Below are 17,054 nucleotides of genomic sequence, written 5' to 3' on the forward strand. Positions count from 1 at the left end.
ACGCTCGGCCGCCGCATAAGCGCCTCACATCCTGATGGAAGAAAACACCACTCCGCCCGAGCGGGGTGGAGCACGTGTGTATGCAGTCAGGCGCCATTCGGGCGGTAGGCAGTCGCGCGGGCCAGGGTCTTTGCCGCGAGGCCCAGATACCAAGCATTCATGCGGCTGTCCCAGCTGCGGCACTCGCAGAAGGTCTTCCAGTCGAACTCGTAAATGGCTTCGAGAGACCATTCGCGATCGACCTTCACGACAAGGAGAAATTCAAAAAGCTGCTTCTCACGGTCTACAGAATCCGGATAGATCGTTCCGGTCTTCTTGGCATTCAGCACGCCCTTGATGGAATATCGCTCACCTCTGCGCGACAGCGCATCGACATTGGTCGTCCCGGTTGGCGCCAGCTGGAGATTGGGGCGCCCGGCCGTCCCGTTGAAAAAGCCGATTGCAAGCTGCTCTGCAATCTGGCCCACCGTAACGGCCAGATTGCGCCGCTTCATCTCGACGTCGAGCGCGGCGCGCAGGCGGATCAGATCGGCATCGGCCATCGCGGACAGATCGGGCGTGACAGCCAGAGTATTGCCGGCGTCGAGTGCCGCCAGCCTGTTTAACTGCTCATCGGATTGCTTTGCCGGACGGCGGGATCGCCTGCCCTTACCCTCATCATCCCCCATCACCTTTCTCCTCTGATCTCAATCAGCAGCTCCGACCCCGCAATGAAATCCACAAGCCGATCAAGTAGGATCTCAGTAGAAAGCCGCCGGGCGCCCCGCAGAGCGCATTCCCATACAACACCAACCCTCCATCCGAGACCGCCAAGTGCCGTGACTGCAGTCGCGTCGCGCAGTCTGTTTGCTGTGATCTTCTGGCGCCAGAAATCTGGACGGGTCGCCGGCATTCTGAACAGCGGGCAGTCATGACCGTGCCAGAAGCAGCCATGAATGAAGAGCACAGTCTTCCTCGATGGCAGGACAATATCCGGACGGCCGGGCAGATCTCGACGGTGCAGCCGGAAACGCAGCCCCCGCGCATGGAGGCCGCGGCGGATTATCATCTCGGGTTTTGTATCCCGACCTCTCACACGGCTCATGTTCAGCCGGCGGAGTTCCGGAGTGAGGACGTCAGCCATATTCAACCCGATACCATCTGGCGCGAGACGTCGCTCGGCCTCAGGTTCCTGCCTTCAGCGCCACCCCGGCCGGTACGGACGGAAAAAGCGCCGCTAGTCCTGCAAACGCTGGCGAGCGTTCCTGATAGATAGCGACGCTCTGATGTAGCTTGTCCTTAACGATTGCCACCACGCCGGCATGCATCACGCTTTGCGCTCGTCGCCCGACGAACGTTAGCATCACCGGTCGCGTAGCATCGTTCTGCTCGACCGAGCGGAGCAGCATGAAGTCCTTGCTGTCCAGTTCCGCAAATTCCTGACCGATGAGCTGGTGACCGCCAAGACGCCAGTTCTTCCCGACCTTGCCGATATTACGCGGCTCGCGATTGCTCACGGTTCCGAAGACGCAGATGCAGTCCATGTCGATCCCGCCCGCAACGAACAGCTCCGGACTGAGCAGTTGCTTCGCGACCGGTGTGGTCAAGGCGATAGCCCGCTGTTTGCTGGTGGCGCTTTTCCGATGCTCCTTGAACAGCCCGAGGTCGGAGTCGGTCAGCGAGCGGACGACGATGATCTCGCGGCGGCGGGGTGCCATCAAGCGCCCGCTCCGGTAGCCGTGCGGACGCGAGGCACCTGGGCACCACACTCCAGCAGTTGCTCCTTCAGCTTCAGCGCAACGGCTTTCGCCAGCAGCGGCGGAACCGCGTTGCCAATCTGTCGGAAAGCCGGGTTCATCGTGCCGGCGAGACGGAAGCCATCGGGGAAAGACTGAAGACGCGCAGCGTCACGCACGGAAATAGGGCGCGCCTGAGCGCTATCATAGTGGATATGGCTGTAGCCGTCCTTGCCGAGATGCGCGAGAAGCGTGCGTGCTGGCCTATCGGCCTCCATCTTCCGCCATTTGTTGGGGAATTTGCCGGGATCGTAAGGCGGCACGATCGACGCTTTAAGTTTATTCCATTCTTCGGTGCCTTCATCGAGAGGCACCTCCAGGCGCTCGAGCGCCTCCGCGAACCGCGCCAGGGCATAACGATGCGCCTCGGGATACTGGTCGCCAGGGTTGAGCCCTGCGAACAGCTCGTAGTCGCGGGGAAGATAGCGGATCACATGGTCATAGATTGCGGGACCGCCCTCGAAGCCCGGCCACTCCCGCATCGCCTTCGCATAGGCGGTCTGGCGGTCCTGGCCCGTATAGGGCTGCGGGATATTGAAACGACGGGTGCCCCGCCGGAGGAGACCCGCCTTGAGCAGGGCGCGTGCGTCGATCGTCGGAAGATCGCTGATTGCCTGCCGTGCCGTTACCGCCGGAGGAAGCGCATCTGTTGCCTCCGGCGCAGCACGATACAGGGCATCTCCCTCGCGATCCGCTGCAAGCGCGATCTTGAGCGCAACTGCACGTGATCCTGAGTAGCCGGCCGGAAGGTCGATCCAGTGGCTCGGTGCCGGGAACAGGACGTCGTTCACCAGTTCTCGCCGGATTGCGATCAGGATCATCCGCTCGCGCATCTGCGGCACGCCATAAAACGCGGCATTGAGCAGCGAATAGGCACAGACATAGCCTCGAGCGGTCAGGATCTCGCTGATCTCGGCCGCAAGATTGTGACCGCCATGGTTGAGCATGTCGGGGACATTCTCGATGACCACGGCAAGTGGCGCGCACGTCTCCACATAGTGGAGATATTCAATGTATAGTTGAGCGCGCGCATCGTGCCGGAATGCCTCGGGGTGCTCCGCGATCTCACGCAGCTTCGATCGCCCGACCCGCGCGAATGCCTGGCAGGGCGGACCGCCGACGATGACGTCGAACGCCGAGACCGCCTCACCCAGCCCAAGCTCTCCGGTCAGTTGCTCCGGACTGGTAAGGGTGATGTCCCGCGCAACGGAATGTCGGGTTTCGCCTTTGTGAAAGTTCAATCCGTGCGAGCGCGCGGCATCGGCATCGAATTCCACAGCGGCGGCGATCTCATAACCTGCGGCATGAAAGCCGAGTGAGAGTCCGCCACAGCCTGAGAACAGATCAAGGACGCGTAATCGGCCGCCGTTCCGCAGCCGTTGGATCTTTTGCTGAATGGCGCGTTCGTCCATCGCCTCAGCCCTTTCCCATCCGCAGCGGCAGCTCGGTCTGGCCTTCATTCTCGGAAAGGAAGCGAATCACGGCCTGACGGACGATCCAGGAAGTGGATACGTCATTTGCGGCGGCCAGCGCCTGCAACTGAAAATACTGGGATTCAGGCAGCAGGACCGACGTTCTGACTGACTTTCCACGACCGGACACCATGCGACCGCCTCCTCAGCTGGCTGCATGTTGTACCAGAACGCATAGCGCTGCACCACCCATATGCATTCTGCATATTTTCTGTCAACATCCTTAGCCGGGTCGCGTCTGCAACCGGGCTCCGAACGCGCGTGCCTGTCGGTCATAAGCCTTACGAACGGTGCCCGGTATCAGTGTGTAGAGGAGGCAGCGGGCCCGTGAGAGTCCGGCATAGTGCAGCATCGACCACTGCTCCTCGCCGATCTCGTCCATATCGAGGGCCACGACCACCATCCGCTCCAGACCCTTGAACCCGTGCATCGTCGAGAACAGCAGCGATCCGGCTTTATCCGGCACACCCGCGGCTGCATCAACCAACTGATGACCGGCGATCTCTTTCAGCCCGGCGATCAGGGCGTTTTCCCGGCGACGGGTCGAGAGAATGACGATGTCCTGAGATCGCACGTCGCCGATAATGAGACACCGGATCAGCTCCTCGAGCTTCTCCCGCGCATCCTGCTCATTGACATAGGTGATGAGCTCGCACTCTAGGCCCTCGGCTGCGCCTGCGACCGGCAGATCTATGCCCGACACGATCGAGGTCTGAACCGCAACCTGCCTCGTGGTCCGGCAATTCTCAAACAGATCGTCGAACGCCGGATAGGCATCGCTCAGCCGGAGCTCGACCTGCTCCTCGACATCGGACCCGTACAGATTCTGCAACGGATCAATGAACAGATGCCAGCAGCCCTGGCGCAGTCCGCCTGCAACGAGCAGGTCGATCACGTCAAGATGCTCCGGCGTAAGCAGATCCTGCGCTTCATCGACGATGACGACATCCCAAGGTGTATGCTCGGCCTCGCACAGCGCATCCGCCGCAAGCTCTGGAAAGCGCTTCGGGAAGAATGCGGGATCTTCGGGATTGAGCGCATCCAGTTGCGGCAGCAGACCGGCGGCGGTGATGATCTCCCGATACAGCGCATGCGCGTGTCGGATCTCGATGCCGCCGGCCTTCGGATCTTTCGCAATCGACGCCCGCACATGCGCGGCAAGCAACTGGTTGAAACACAGAAATAGGACACGGCTTCCATGCCCCGCGTGGTGCAGCGCCCGGTCAAGTGCCAGCACCGACTTGCCGGTGCCGGCAGCCCCCCGGACCACCGTCCGGGGATTGGCCGCCATCCGGCGCGATATCCGGATCTGCTCATTGGTTAGCTGGAGCAGCTGGGATTCCACACCCGTCAGCCAACCGCCAATGCTGAGCGCCGTGTCGAGATCGGGTCGGAGAATCTGCCGGGCCTTCCGGATGAGCTCCGGTGTCAGCCCCTGATAGGTCCGGCCATGCTTGCGTTCGCCGGCCTCGCGCCAGTAGCGCTCGAGATGGCTGACATAGTGGCCGAAGGGCTGTCGGAAATGTCGCTTGTCGAGCAGAACCTCCGGCAGAAACTCAGCACCGGGCACGGTGAAGGGCGTGAACGGCATGACCACGCCATAGCCGAACAGCGTATTACGGAACTCAGGCGACGCTGCCTGCAGCTGCTCGCGCACGGCCATCATCGCCGATTTGGCTTGAGTCCAGGGATCTTCCTTCTTGGAATAGCTCTGGAAATCCGGCCCGCCGAACGTCCACACCCCGTCGGTGCAGGAGACCTTGCCGCCTTTTACCTCGATTGCAAAAATGCCGGCAGTGCTCAGGATGACGATATCGGCTTCGCCCCAGATCTTGGTCTCATGGTTCGGAAGGCCCAGCGAATGCAGTGCGACCCATCCGGCGGGTAGCTCGCGCCCGATCCGCTCATAGACGAGGCGCTCGCCATTGGGGCACTTCTTCGGCGCCTCGGGAATCAGGATTGCCATGACGGCTCCCCGGCATCCGCGAAATAGCCGGCGAACCGGCTTTCCGCGTCCCCCACCATCATTGCTCTGTCGAGTTCGCGGTTGAACTTCTCACAGGCCGTCTCGGGGAGAAGCAGGCAGCAGTGGCAAGCTGCGCCGCTGATGCGCTCGCCTGATTGCCGCGGATCGGTCTCGAGACAGACCGGGTCGCTGCCGCACCAGCCTGCCGACCGGAGGGTGCTCAGGATGATCGGCGTGAGCAGCTCAGGGTCGGCCAGCCGCACAAGCCCACCCAGGCTTCCCTCAGAATCTGGGGAGCCCGTATATATGAGTACGCCGTTCATGGCAGGGTTGGTGTCATCGGGCTCGGCGACGTAAAGGCGCTCGCGCAGAGCCGCTGCCGAGTAGCCGCATTCGATCGAGATCTGACGGATGAGCGCGTGCGCGAACGAATGCACCAGCAGCAGACGGGGTGTTACCTGATAGTCGCGCGTATAGCCGCGCTTCTGCGCCATCGCCGCGCTGTTAGCCTCGAGTATTGCCACCCGATCATTCAATCCGGGATTGGCCTCGATCCAGTCGTTAATCGTCTGGGTGCGAAAGCGCATGAAGATTCCTTCACCCCTTATCTCTGCCGCCGGTCGCCAGTTCTTGGGCGTCTTCGAAAGCGGCGAGACCGCACCGTCACGGATCGCCTCACTTACCTTCTCTGCACTGACGGGATAAGGCTCGATGCGGGAGAAGCCCGCGAGCGCCCGTACTTCGCGCAGACGCGAGGCAGCGCCGATCAGGTCAAACCAGCCGGTAAGCTCCGGCGGCGGTTCAATGATCATGTTACGGAACTGCGGAACGACGCCCGCCAGGACAGGATCATCCCGATCTTCCGAGAGTGCGGCATATTCCTCAGCCCGCGCCATCCGCTCTGTGAGCTGGTCGAAACCGGTCTCCAGTGCTTTGAGATTCCGCCAGGCGATCAGCAACGGCTCGGCGCTGATGCCATACTGTTCCGCCAGACCAGCCATCACTTGAGGCAGCGTCGCGGCAGGCACGGCCTCGAGCATCATCCGGACCTCCTGCACGATCTGCGTCGCGGCCTCGGAAGCAGGGGGTATGGAGAGTGCCGAACAGACGACGGGGAAATGGACGTTGGAGGCACCCCGCTGGAGCATCCGTACCTGCTCCGTACAGCCGCTCTCGCGATCCCACAGCCATGGACGGAAACCGGGGCAGGACGAGCTGCTGAGGGCCTCAGAACTGAAGGCCGCACCCAGCGACTGTCTGGTTGGGTTCTGCCCCGTCCGGCATGACCGGCACTCGACATAGAGTTCCGCGAGCGATGCTGATCGTCCGAGCGAGCCGAGATAAAGTGAGGGGTTGGGACACACCCCCTCAGCACGGTCGCGGTGCGCCCACCACTCCCACGGAAAATCGCTGATATGCCCGTGACGGCAGGCGACCACAAAACGAACGGGAGCCGTATAGACGGTACCGCCATGGGCGAGGCAGGTCAGCCGTCCGCCGTCCGGGGCGAGTTCAAAAGGCGCGCCCTGACGACCGATGCGGTGGCAGCGCGGACATTCGTGCCACTCCGGGAAACGCACGGCAGGCGCAGTCGTCTTCGCGACCACACTTCTCGATCCGGGCACTGACTCGGACACGGGGCCCAGGCGGAAATGCGTCACGCCGAGCATGGCTTCGAGTCTCGGCTCGCCGATCGTCAGCGACGGTAGGCGGGTGACACCCTCAAGATCGTCCAGTCCCATCGGCATGAACGATCCCTTTTCGAGGTCTATGATCGCGCCGATGCCGTAAGTGGAGATGAGCTGAGAACGGCGGACGCTGCCGAGCGGCTCGATCGCCGGCTGCGCCCCGCCGGTGGGTTGGGCAGGTCTTCTCGCCATGATCAGCTCCCCCTCAGCTTGAGGCTGAAGGCGGTCGACGGCTCCACCTCACGCATCGAGTTCGGGGTCGGCCAAGCCAGACGCGTTCCCCGGCCACCTTCCTCGGCGGACGTCATCAGATGCGGAAGCGTCCGGCCGTAGGGGGCCTTCTTCTCCCAGTAGACGAGCCGGCGGCCGCCGCTGCGAGCGTCCTGGCTACGCTGCGCCCATTCACGCACGATCGCTTCAAGATCTGCCGCCGTGGCAGCGCCCTCGATCTGGTCCGACGCGGATGCGGCTCGCGCGCGGATAGCCTCGATGACCGCACGAACCTCCTCGTCGTCGGCATGGAAATCCGCCGCCGCGCCATCCTCATCCATGTCATCGACGAGGTGCCGCACGGCAGCCGCGAGCACGGCGTGAAGCGCCTTGTCACGGGCGCGCGGCGCCCAGGGCGTCACACTGGTCGCCTCGACGCTCCGGTAAAGCGCCGCATGATAACCCGGGAAATGCTCGAAATGCGACACATCCCTCGGCCTGCCGAAGTTGTAAAGCGTCACCACCAGGCCGTGCAGACCGCGACCGACGCGGCTGCTCGCCTGGATGTATTCCGCAGTCGATTTTGGCTGGCCGTTCACCACCATCAGTCCGAGCCGTGATACGTCAACGCCGACCGAGATCATGTTGGATGCGAGTACGCTGTCCTCGGGAAGTTCGACGTAAGGGTCGTCATCCGCGATGAGCGGGACAGCAAGGGCGTTCAGCTTGGCTGGCAACTCGCGCGAGGGCACGCGGCTACTCAGTTCGACCGGCTCGCGCTGCAGCGGCCGCATCGATCCTCCGGCCCCGGTAAGTCGGGCTGCAATGAACTCCATCTGGCGCGGAACGTCATCCTGCAGCAGGACATAAGCGCCACCCAGCTCGCGCAGGCTGTTGAAGTAGAGCACGCAGGTCCAGAACGGATCGAGCACCGCCTCGGCCGAACCCTGGGCACGAAGATATTCAGGCACCTGCAGCAATGCCGCGGCGGCGGCCTGAAGCGCGAACTTCGGGCTTCGGCCTGCCGAGCAGACGCCGAGATAGAGCCGGTCCGGCTCGTTCCCTTCCTCCCGCACGGCGAAGAAAGAGTCTCCAGCCTCAAAGCCCGACGGCGGAAACTGGAGCACGGATCGGTCGAACAGCGCGCGAACCTGGCGCGCTGCCTGCCCGATCGTTGCCGTGGACCCTATCACCTTCGGGCGGATCCCATCGGTGGTGCAGAGCATGTCGATAACGGTTTCATAAAGACCCGCCACCGAACCTAGCGGCCCCGAAATCAGGTGCAGCTCGTCCTGGATTATAAGGCCGGGCCGTAGCCCCGCGTCCAGCCCGAACAGCGCTCTGATGTCCCTTCGCCTCGGAAGCTGTGCGAATTTGTCGACCGTGCCGATCACGAGCGACGGGGGTGCTGCGTAAATGAAGTCATCTACGGTGAGGACCGGCAGACACCGGCCGGCGGTCTCACATGCCTGGTTGGAGCAGCGTATATCTATTCCGTTCCCGCCTTCCGCGAACCTGTAGGCGGAAGGCGGAAGGTCCGTCGCGCAGACCGGGCATACCAGCAGTTGCCGGGGCGTGGACCGCGGATTCTGGCCACCATGCTCTTCCGCCAACGCGCTGCGCGCTTCCTCGATCCGGTTCGGGGTCGCCTCGCCACCAACATAGAGACCTAGCGAAATCACGGCGGTGCCAAGATCGTCGCGCTCCAGCCGGATCGCCTCACACGCGCAAATCAGCGACGCGGCACGCTGGAACTGCTGGACCGTCAGCAGCCTCAGCGTGTAGCGCATAAGCACATCGACGCCACCGTCGGCCCGCCGGTCCGCATCCGTTAGGCGACGATGGAATACCTCGAATGCGGTGAGAGCAAGGTAAGCTTCGGTCTTGCCGCCGCCCGTCGGAAACCACAGCAGATCCACGCATTCACGGTCCCCTTCGGGGTCATCAGGACTGGCGAGATCAGGCAGGACGAGGAGAATATAAGCGAGCTGGAAGGGCCGCCAGCGGAGCGGTCCCTTGCGGTCGCCCTTAATGTCGTAACGCGACTGCCGGTCCATCGCCGCGTTGGCGAGATTGAATGCCGACCAAGCCTGATCGGAAGTCTCTAGAACCTGAATTCCGCGTTCGATGCGTCCGGCCGCCTCGGCACAGCGATCGCGATTTCGAAGCGCGGCTTGGTGCAATTCACCTTCAAATCTATCGAGCCGTTCATGAAGGGCTGTCGCGATCCAGTTCCGATAGCCCGCCGCGAAATCCTTGAGAGCCGCTGTCACCTCCGCGCGCATGTCGCCTTGCGCGAGCCAAGCCGCATCAAGCGCGTGCGGATGGCGCTCGCGGAAGCCATCCAGGAGCGGATGACCGTTCGGACTCATGCCCCGCACCACGGCATTCGGAAGCCAGGTCGTCCGCACCTCTTCAGCACGGCGGCTGTCGCCGCTCGTCCAGTCAACGGAGACACCATGCCCGACCGCGAACTCCACAGCGTCCCGGTATAGAAGTGCCGCGGACTGGGCATCCTCATCTCCGCCGACCAGCGGCAGCACCGGCCGAGGCCGGATCGCGCCCTGCGCCTCCTTGCCAGGAGTCCGGACGATCAGCTCGGTCTGGAACAGGCATAGTTCATCGCGATAACGATCGTCGGCCTCCAGCGCCTTGTTTATCAGCGTGATGGTCAGGATCTGTTGCTCGCTATCAATCCTGCGGCGAACGTGAAGCTGCACCTCGGGGTCAGTAATTTCCTCGCCAGCCGCGTTGAGAAAATCGCTCGTGCGCCACGTGGCCGCAGGCCCCGGCGGAATAATCAGATGATAGTCGAGCGCGTTCCGCTGCCAGAGACGCGCAGGCCTTGCGCCTGGGCGCGGCGCTTCACCCTCGACGGCGTAGTAGCGGGCCGTGGTGCCGAAACTGACTTCGATTGCGATCGCGAGATCGACCGCGAAGGTCAGGCCGAACGAGCAGGGCCTGATCGCGCGGTAACCGGGGACACCATCGTCCGCATCACCATCGTCTCCGCTCTGCGCCCCTTCGCTTTCATCGTCCTCGATCGCGTCGAGCGCTTCGCCCTCGGGCCAGAGAATCCCCGTAAGATATGTATCGACGGGGGCGGACGCGAGCCTTTCGTCATCGGTCAGCGGGCCGAGCAGCAACGCGGAGGCATGATGAATGATGTCCGCACGGGCAGTCTGGATGTCGGTCATTTCGCGGGTCGCTTCACGGTCTTGAAATCTCCAGTGCCGAACAGACCGACCCCGAGCCACAGACGGCTGCTCCTATCGGGCTCTTCAAGCGCGCATTCTGCATCCGACGTGAGCGTCCCGACGGCGGAAATGCGTAGGTTGAATATGCGCCATGGCAGTTTGAAACCGCGATCATGCAGGACATGCAGCAGATCGTAGGTAAGCTGCGATTTCGTTCGTCCGAGCAGCCGACCGGGCTCGCGGTCATCCTGAAGATGGATGGTCCAATGGACCTTGCCTTCCACATTCTTCTGACAGAGCATCACTTTGTGGCCTTCAAGCGTTCGCGCATTCTCGAGCAGGAACGCCTGCAGATCATCCACTCCCGCTTTGCCGCCGTGCAACGTAGGATCAACGAAACCAACCGGATCGACATCGCCCGGCTGCCCCATTTCCAGATTGAGCCATCCGTTGCGCCAGTGACAGAGGCGCGATCGCCCGCCCGTGAACTTCCAGTCCCGCGGCGCTGGATAGAGCTCATCGCCGCCCGATCTGCGAAGCGCGCGCGCCGCGCGGGTCACGCCGACATAGCCGACGCTGGCTTCTTCTCCAGGAGCATCCGGCACCGGCACGTCGTCGTCCGCTGACCTGTCGAGCAGCGTGACGATGTCGAACTCCATGCCTTTGCTTTGGTGAACTGTGGTTACGATCAGCGCATCGTCGACGAGTGGCTGGTCATCCGGAAAGGAATCCGGCCAAGCGAGCCGGGCACGCAGCTCGGCCAGATCGAGTGAAGTGCCATCTGCCGGAGCCCCGCTCGCCTGCATCAGACGCGCCCATGCAACTTCGCAGGCGGGGAGCTCAAGGCGTTTCCGCATCTCGTCATCCCAGATCGACGCGAGGCGCTCGTAGATCCGGTCGAACTGCATACGCGGCATGGTAGGCGCCCGCGCGGGCCGCAGCAGGCCGGCGATCCAGGCTGGCGGTAGGCTGGCATAATTCGCAGCCCGGATCCTCACCGGCGCCTCCGGGCCTTTCACTCCGGGGCCCATGATGTTCTGGAGGACGCGGACGGCCTCTCCGTTGGTCCGGGTAAGAACGGCCTTGCTCCCCGATTCCGATCCGAGCCCGTCAAGGCTTCCGCTCTGTTCCGGTAGCTCAGCGATGACCGTCCGGATCAGTTTCAGCTTTTCCTCATCCGGAAGGCTGCCAAGAAGAACCGAGCGAAGCTGCGCTGACAGAGCCGCGAGAGGCTCGGTGGCACGATGGTTGACCTGTAGACTGTGGATCCGCAGTTCGCCGTGATAGAGCTTCTGAACCTTGTCCCAGTACTGGCGGGGCGTCATCGCGCCCTTGTCGGCAGCGAAGCCGTAGATTGCCTGCGCCGGATCACCGAGGATCGTGAAACCGCAGCCCGATTGTCCGGGCGGGGCCATGAGATCAAGTAGCGCCAGCACCAGCTCGCCTCGTACTCCCGGCAAATCCTGAAATTCATCGACGATCAGGTGACGGCGATCGCCGATCAACTGCCGGACCACCTCGCGTGCCGGCCCGGTTATCGCGTTCGTCACCGCGGCGATGTTTTCGTCGTGAGCCCGCCTCAGAAGCTCAGACGGATCATTGCCGAGCAGGCGCAGAATTCTGAAGGCCCAGGAATCGAAAGTCCGGACCGACACGTACCGAAGCTCCTCCACGATATGCGCATCGGCAGCGGCAACCACGGTCAGGCGTCGTGTGAGCGTCCTCACCGCGCTTCGCGAGAAGGAGAGGACTAACACCTGTCCGGGCGACAGATCCCTTCGAATCAGACCGGCAAGCCGCAATGCTGACATCTGCGTCTTGCCGGTACCGGGGCCTGCCTCGACCAGCATCCGGACCTCCGGCCCAGCACTAAGAATGGCATTGCGCTCAGGCGTGTCGTCGGCTTGAGACTGTGCTTTTATTGCCTGTTCCGTGGCAGGTGTGTTCATTCCCAAGTTCACTGGCACCCCCGTGGCTGGCTCTCACCGCATGCGACGTAGTCGGGCGAGGCCACCGCTCTCGCGGCAGCGTGTGCTGGTGAATTAGGAAAAAGCTCTACAAACTCGAGCCAGACAGACGATAGATACACTTTCAGCCCCCAACTTCGAAGCTACTGAATTTGCACGGCAAGGCAAGTCACGCGAGGCACTGTACTCGAATCATTTGGGCGAAGAGTTCATGTTCTCAGGTTAAGATTAAAATGGCAGTCGTGAACGGTGCGTCCCATCACGAAATCCCCGGCCCACCACGTCCCCTGCCAATCGACCAGCTGATGCCGTCGCCACGCATCAATCCCGCGACCGATTTGCCGACCTGCTTCTCGAGCACCGGGCGCCACGGCACGAGCGTGAAATCCCGGGATCGCTCGATAAGCGCGAAGCGCCCGCTGACGAGGTCGACCGACCGCCGATAGACGCCCTCTACCTTCGTGCCCTCGGTGGCTTCCCGGAACGGCATCTTGAGTTCCTCCGAGAGCTGCCCTGCGACCCGCAGCAGTTCTCGCCGCTGGAGCGCCGTGATCATGCCGCTCGGAAACGTCGTGCCGCTGCCCGTCTCTTCGGCAAATCCCTGCGCCACCAGCCACTGCCGCCGGCGTGCCTGGGCGTCGCGCAGATCATGCCCGAACCCGGCATCGCGGACGGACTCGGGCCCCCCCGCCATCAGCTCCCGATCGATCCAGGTCGCGGCGTCGGCCTCGACCAGCCGATCGAGCGGCTGCGCCGACAGCGTGGTGATCGCCACTGGACGGTCGCGCAGCCGCGCTGCCTCATAGGCCGCCACGCGTTCGAGATGATCAGGCGCGATGATCCAGCGACCCGACGGCTCGCGCTCGACGATGCCCGCCGTCCGCCGCATTGCCTCGAGCCGGCGAACATGGGTTTCGGCAAAGGCTTGGGTCGCGGTCGGATCGTGGCGCAGATGGGCATCCACATCGTAGCGACCGTCATTGGCTGCAGCGATCTTGGCGACAGTGCGATCGAGTTCTCGAATCTCGGGCCGGATCGGCTCGATGCGCACGACGGAGGCATGGGTCAAAACCGCATCGGTCTCCGCACCCTTGCCGATCCCGACGTAATGGCTGCGCCCATCGACGCCATCGACGATCAGGTACTGGCGATCGGCATGTTCGTCGGCGAGCCCGCGCACCAGCACCCGGCCGACAAGTGGGCGGGCATCGGGCGCGGCGGGATCGTAGATCGCCTGGTCGGCCGCAGCGCGTTCGACCGCGGCGCGGGAAAATTTGCGCTGCATCGTGCGGATGATGTCGCCGCGCTCTCCCAGCGCGCGCAGCGTATCGGCAAGGTCGGGCGCGAGCCGGAAGCGGCCGGCGCCGAGAGGTTCGGCGAGGCCAAGGCGGGCCAGCTTCGCCAGCCGGCCGGCGCGCAGCGTCTGATCGAAAGTATCGCGGCCGTGGCTCGCCACCACCTGGTCGGCGTCCGCGCCCTTGAGCAAGGCCCGGTCGATCGAGGTCAGGCGCTCCTGCTCCACTTCGGCGCGCAACCCCTGCTGGATTTCACGGTGAGTACGCGGGCCGAGATCGAGATCGACCAGCTCGGCGGCGCGTTCGCGGATGCCGGTCGTCATATAGTCGCGGGCGATGATCAGATCGGCGCCGCGCTCGTCCTTGCCGCGCACGACGATATGGGTGTGCGGGTGGCCGGTGTTGAAGTGGTCGACCGCGACCCAGTCGAGCCTGGTCCCGAGATCCTCTTCGAGCCGGTTCATCAGCCGCCGGGTCAGGGGTTTGAGATCGTCATATTGATCGCCGTCTTCCGGCGATACGATGAAGCGGAACTGGTGACGATCGCCTGCCCCGCGCTCGCCGAACGCCTTGCCGTCGACGGCATCGATATCGCGGCCGTAGAGTGCACCCCGCGTTCCATCGCGCGTGGTGCCGTCGCGCTGTAGATAGCGCAGGTGCGCGGCGGCAGCCGATGCCCCCTTGCCGGCAAGCTTGACGATGCTCGCCTTGACGATGACGCGGCGCCGGCTCGCAGCGCTATGGTCGCCGCGGCTGGCGAGCACGCGGCCGACGCCCGCGCCGCGACCGCTTCGACTGCCTGTGAAGCTGCCCCTGGCAAGGTTCGGTCCTGCCGCGCCGCTCCGGGCAAGATTGGCGGCCGCGAGCACGCGGCCGAGATAGCGCCGGGCGCGCTTGCCGCCCTGCTGGCGCTGGCGCCCGAGGCGCGGCTTGAAGCTGTCGTCGTCGGCCATGATGCTGTTTCCCGGGGGCGTGGAAGGGCCAGCATGGCGCCAGCCGGAACACATGAAAACCGGTGCCGCCGAACATGGCGGAAATCCGCCGATCTCACGCGTAACGGCACTGGCGCGAGGAAGGCAGTGCCGTCTGTAGGCCCAAAAAACGATGTGCAGACAAAGGCTTATGGAACGCCAGTGCCATAGCTTTATCTTGCCTTACGCCGTCCTCCCGTCTGACCTGCTCCTGTCGCTCATTTCCGCCATCCTGTAGCCCGCCCATTTCGCCTGAGCCGAGGCAAAAAGAGCCGGGACACGATGCCTGTCCGGCACCCTGTCCCGGCGTTTCCGATGCCTCGATCAATGCGTCGCCGCGAAGGCTTTGCGTGCCTGGCGTTCGCTCCGGAAGCTGCGCCGCCCCATCAATCCATGCGCGTTCCCATCGCCATCGACGATGCTCACCGCGACGAACCAGCGGCCATCCAGCTGCCCGACGATCGCCACCCGATCGAGCTCGAAATCCTCTTCGTCGTTGTTCTCATACGCCCCGAGCCATCGCTCCGACACTCGCGCATCCCACAGGAAATCGCTTTCCTCGGCCTCTAGGAACCGCTGCGCCAGCGCCTCGCCAGCGCCCCGTCCGAACTCGATTTCGAGCCCAGCCACCAGCGTTGCCACCACGCGGTCCGATACGATGCCGACAGGTTGAAACATGGTCATGATCGCCTCCTTCGCTTGAAGTCCCCATCATCGAGGACAGACCTCCCGGGACGGGTGGCGGAGCGGCTGTCAGGGCCGCGGAGGCGCAGCCGGAGCGCCGCGCGAGCGGCGGCGGAGGAACCGATTTTGTTGCGCCGAAACGAACAAAAGCGCGTGCGAAGCACGCTCCATATCGCGGCAAAATTGGAGGGGCCGCCGGCCTTGTACAGCCGCTTCGCCGCCCGTCATGCTGGGCCTTGCCGAGACGAGCCCCTCCAACGTCTGCTGGTCGCAATGCCCTCGCGGTCGGCGCCCTTCAACGCTGCCGCATATGCTGAATCAACGGGGTGCGCGGACCGCGAACAGGGTGTCTGGTGGCTCGCCCGGCGCGCGCGATAGTGATGGATCGCTGGATTTCGCGCTGGTCCGAAGCGTGACGAACAATGGCGGTGGCAGCTGCTGCGCAGGGGATTGCGACGGACCTGGAGCCATGCCCGACACCTGCGCGAGATAGGCGCGCGTCTCGGCCGGCAGCGCACGGCCCGACGCGAGATATGCTGCATAGCGGCCGGGACCGGCATTATAGGCACCGAACAGCCCGGGATAACCGAAGCGGTCATACATCGCGCGCAGATAGGCGGTGCCCGCCAGGATATTGTCGCGCGGCTCATGCGGATTGTACCCGAGGCCGTGCGCCGCGCGCATCGCCGTCCAGGTCGCCGGCATCAGTTGCATCAGCCCCATCGCACCCGCCCGGCTCGTGATCGGCCGTCCGCCAAGCACGGTCATGCCGCCGCTTTCGGCGCGGATCACCCGCTCGATCCACGCCACCGGCACGCCGAACCGTGCGGACGCCTCGGCGATCTCGGCGCGCCAGCGCTGCACGAGATCGGCGCCTGATGAAGCGACTCTGGGCGGACCGGCCGCGGCGGGAGTCGCGACGAGCAGCGCGGCGGCGAGCGCGAACGTCCTTAGCGCAGCCACAGCGGGGTCGCCCTGCCGATGACATCCTGCCGCGATGTCGGCCCGAAATAGCGCCCGTCGAACGAATCCGGGGTCTCGGTCATGAGCAGGAAGACCATGCCTGGGGCCAGCCGGATGCAGCCTTGCCAGGCAGGCAGCGGGCGACCCGCCGCGTCGGCATTGCGGCGCACCGCAACCGTCGTGCCGTTCACCAGCACGATGCGATCCACCGCGCACACCATGTCGCCCGCGATGCCGGCGACGCGCTTCACCAGCGGCACGTTGCGGGGCAGATAATGGCGGCTCGCGGCCAGTTGCCGCGCTTCGGCCGGCGGCCAGGTGACCGCCATATCGCCGCGCTTGAGCGCCGCGCCGGGCGACACGGCGTAGAGGCCAATGGGCGCGCTGGCGCTCGCGTTCCAGACCAGCCGGGGCAGCGGCGGCAGCGCGATCGTGAGGCCGAGGCAGGCGATGCCGACGCCGAGCAGCGCGGCGCGACGGCGCAGCCGTAGGCGGCGTAGATGGGCCGCGCGCCGGACCTCGAACCAGGCGAACAGCGGCAGCGGGCGGTCCCGGAAAGGAGGCTCAACCATGGTCGCCTCCGCGTGCGCGCGCCGCCGACCAAGCCTCGATATCGTCGATATGGTAGCGCCAGGTACGGCCATGCAGGCGGCATTTCGGCCCCTTGCCGGTCTGGCGCAGGCGCTTGAGCGTCGAATAGGCGAGGCCGAGATGAAAGGCCGCCTGCTTGGCGGTGAGGAAGGGGCAGGTCTCGCGCGCGGCCTGTGCGCGTGTCGCGGTATCGTCCATCGGATCGGTCCATCTGCGTCGGCGCATCGTGCGCCGCTGATGAGCCCGGATTGGATCGATCCGGCCGTCTTCGGCAG

The 17,054-nt window shown here is 64.2% G+C and carries 14 protein-coding genes; all 14 read right to left on the minus strand.

Annotated elements, in window-relative coordinates:
* Positions 1 to 86: 86 nt before the first annotated feature.
* The 14 genes from BV95_RS11945 to BV95_RS12005 all read right to left on the minus strand — a co-directional run bounded on the left by BV95_RS11945 (position 87) and on the right by BV95_RS12005 (position 16,977).
* On the minus strand, positions 87 to 668 hold the full coding sequence (locus BV95_RS11945; protein WP_202901560.1) for a hypothetical protein: 582 nt from the start codon (positions 666 to 668) through the stop codon (positions 87 to 89).
* Positions 668 to 1,123, minus strand: a complete 456-nt coding sequence (locus tag BV95_RS23050) for a very short patch repair endonuclease (protein ID WP_081873362.1) — start codon at positions 1,121 to 1,123, stop codon at positions 668 to 670. The genes BV95_RS11945 and BV95_RS23050 overlap by 1 nt, the downstream gene beginning before the upstream one ends.
* A gap of 40 nt (positions 1,124 to 1,163) precedes the next feature.
* Complete coding sequence (locus BV95_RS11950; protein WP_202901561.1) at positions 1,164 to 1,700, minus strand: hypothetical protein; 537 nt, start codon at positions 1,698 to 1,700, stop codon at positions 1,164 to 1,166.
* On the minus strand, positions 1,697 to 3,187 hold the full coding sequence (locus tag BV95_RS11955) for a DNA cytosine methyltransferase (protein ID WP_037451911.1): 1,491 nt from the start codon (positions 3,185 to 3,187) through the stop codon (positions 1,697 to 1,699). Before BV95_RS11955 ends, BV95_RS11950 begins: the two co-directional genes overlap by 4 nt.
* 4 nt (positions 3,188 to 3,191) lie before the next feature.
* Positions 3,192 to 3,380: a ribbon-helix-helix domain-containing protein gene (locus BV95_RS11960; protein WP_037451912.1), complete on the minus strand. Its 189-nt coding sequence runs from the start codon at positions 3,378 to 3,380 to the stop codon at positions 3,192 to 3,194.
* Positions 3,381 to 3,470: 90 nt separating this feature from the next.
* Positions 3,471 to 5,213 (minus strand): nuclease-related domain-containing DEAD/DEAH box helicase, encoded by a 1,743-nt coding sequence (locus BV95_RS11965; protein ID WP_037451915.1) that lies wholly within the window; start codon positions 5,211 to 5,213, stop codon positions 3,471 to 3,473.
* On the minus strand, positions 5,201 to 7,093 hold the full coding sequence (drmB, locus tag BV95_RS11970) for a DUF1998 domain-containing protein (protein WP_037451918.1): 1,893 nt from the start codon (positions 7,091 to 7,093) through the stop codon (positions 5,201 to 5,203). The genes BV95_RS11965 and drmB overlap by 13 nt, the downstream gene beginning before the upstream one ends.
* 2 nt (positions 7,094 to 7,095) lie before the next feature.
* Positions 7,096 to 10,308 carry a helicase gene (locus BV95_RS11975; RefSeq protein WP_037451921.1) on the minus strand — a complete coding sequence of 1,071 codons (3,213 nt, stop codon included), beginning with the start codon at positions 10,306 to 10,308 and terminating at the stop codon, positions 7,096 to 7,098.
* Positions 10,305 to 12,257, minus strand: a complete 1,953-nt coding sequence (locus BV95_RS11980) for a UvrD-helicase domain-containing protein (RefSeq protein ID WP_037451924.1) — start codon at positions 12,255 to 12,257, stop codon at positions 10,305 to 10,307. The genes BV95_RS11975 and BV95_RS11980 overlap by 4 nt, the downstream gene beginning before the upstream one ends.
* Before the next feature lie 277 nt (positions 12,258 to 12,534).
* On the minus strand, positions 12,535 to 14,523 hold the full coding sequence (gene rlxS / locus BV95_RS11985) for a relaxase/mobilization nuclease RlxS (RefSeq protein WP_037451926.1): 1,989 nt from the start codon (positions 14,521 to 14,523) through the stop codon (positions 12,535 to 12,537).
* Between the two features lie 342 nt (positions 14,524 to 14,865).
* Entirely contained in the window at positions 14,866 to 15,225 is a 360-nt protein-coding gene (locus BV95_RS11990) for a hypothetical protein (RefSeq protein ID WP_037451929.1), read from the minus strand.
* Positions 15,226 to 15,543: 318 nt separating this feature from the next.
* Positions 15,544 to 16,188 (minus strand): lytic transglycosylase domain-containing protein, encoded by a 645-nt coding sequence (locus BV95_RS11995; RefSeq protein ID WP_037451932.1) that lies wholly within the window; start codon positions 16,186 to 16,188, stop codon positions 15,544 to 15,546.
* On the minus strand, positions 16,176 to 16,760 hold the full coding sequence (locus tag BV95_RS12000; RefSeq protein ID WP_037451935.1) for a S26 family signal peptidase: 585 nt from the start codon (positions 16,758 to 16,760) through the stop codon (positions 16,176 to 16,178). Before BV95_RS12000 ends, BV95_RS11995 begins: the two co-directional genes overlap by 13 nt.
* A complete protein-coding gene (locus BV95_RS12005) occupies positions 16,753 to 16,977 on the minus strand; it encodes a helix-turn-helix transcriptional regulator (RefSeq protein ID WP_037452028.1) in 225 nt (74 codons plus the stop codon). The genes BV95_RS12000 and BV95_RS12005 overlap by 8 nt, the downstream gene beginning before the upstream one ends.
* Positions 16,978 to 17,054 lie beyond the last annotated feature (77 nt).

Source organism: Sphingobium chlorophenolicum (genome assembly GCF_000722875.1).
Taxonomy (GTDB): Bacteria; Pseudomonadota; Alphaproteobacteria; order Sphingomonadales; family Sphingomonadaceae; genus Sphingobium; species Sphingobium chlorophenolicum.